This window comes from Massilia aurea (assembly GCF_014200505.1).
Taxonomy (GTDB): domain Bacteria; phylum Pseudomonadota; class Gammaproteobacteria; order Burkholderiales; family Burkholderiaceae_D; genus Telluria; species Telluria aurea_B.
Map to the genome: position 1 here is coordinate 1 of NZ_JACHBX010000016.1, position 1,039 is coordinate 1,039.

Sequence of the window (1,039 nt, forward strand, 5' to 3'; positions counted from 1 at the left end):
CGTAAGCCCGCATACGAGAGAGGTCAAAATGGAAGCGATGCGCGAGGTTTTGGGAATCGACGTTAGCAAATCAAAGCTCGACATCGAGTTGCTAAAGAACGGAAAAGTAAAAACGAAGGTGCTGCAGAACACGCCTGCAGGGCACAAGAGTTTGCTGGAATGGATCGACAAATCGAAGGCGTCACGTTCTCTGCTGCACGTGTGCATGGAGGCGACAGGCGTGTACCACGAGGCCTTAGCGTTAACATTGTATGACGCTGGTATCAAGGTAAGCATCGTCAATCCTGCCTGCATCAAGGGCTTCGGACATGGTGAAAATATCCGCAACAAGAACGATGAAATCGATGCTGGTCTCATTGCTCGCTATTGCCTGGCCATGAATCCCGAACCATGGACGCCACCGCCGCTGGAGCAGCGCCAGCTACGGGGATGGACGTTGCGCGTTCAAGCACTGAAAGACATCCGGCAGCAGGAAGAGAATCGGCTGGAAGCTCACACGATCGGCGGAATGGAAGACGTTGCGACGCACGTGAAGACGCACATCATATGGCTCGACGTCGAAATCAAAAAGCTGGAAAAGGAGATCGACGATCACATCGATCGGCATCCTAATCTCAAAAACGACGCGCAGCTCATTGCCAGCATTCCTGGCTTGGGAATGACAACGATAGCCCGTGTCCTTGGACACATTGGCGACATTCGCCGCTTCAAGAACGCCAAGGCCTTCGCTGCCTTCCTCGGCGTGACACCAAAGCAGCGTACGTCCGGTAGTTCAGTCAGAGGACGAACGGTGATGAGCAAGACCGGGAGTTCGTCGTTACGCGCTGCGCTCTTCATGCCCAGCATGGTGGCGCGACGTCACAACCCCATTTTGCGCCAGTTCGCCGACCGCCTGCTTGCAACCGGCATGGCGAAAAAAGCCGTCATCGGCGCCGTTACACACAAATTGGCCCATCTGATTTACGGCGTCGTCCGAACAGGCAAGCCATTCGACGCAAATTTCTTATCGAATCGGCTTGCAATTCAAGACGGTATCTGA

At 54.2% G+C, this 1,039-nt stretch carries 1 protein-coding gene; it reads left to right on the forward strand.

From position 1 onward, the window contains the following. Positions 1-37 precede the first annotated feature (37 nt). Positions 38-1,039 (forward strand): IS110 family transposase, encoded by a 1,002-nt coding sequence (locus HD842_RS23825; protein ID WP_229424913.1) that lies wholly within the window; start codon positions 38-40, stop codon positions 1,037-1,039.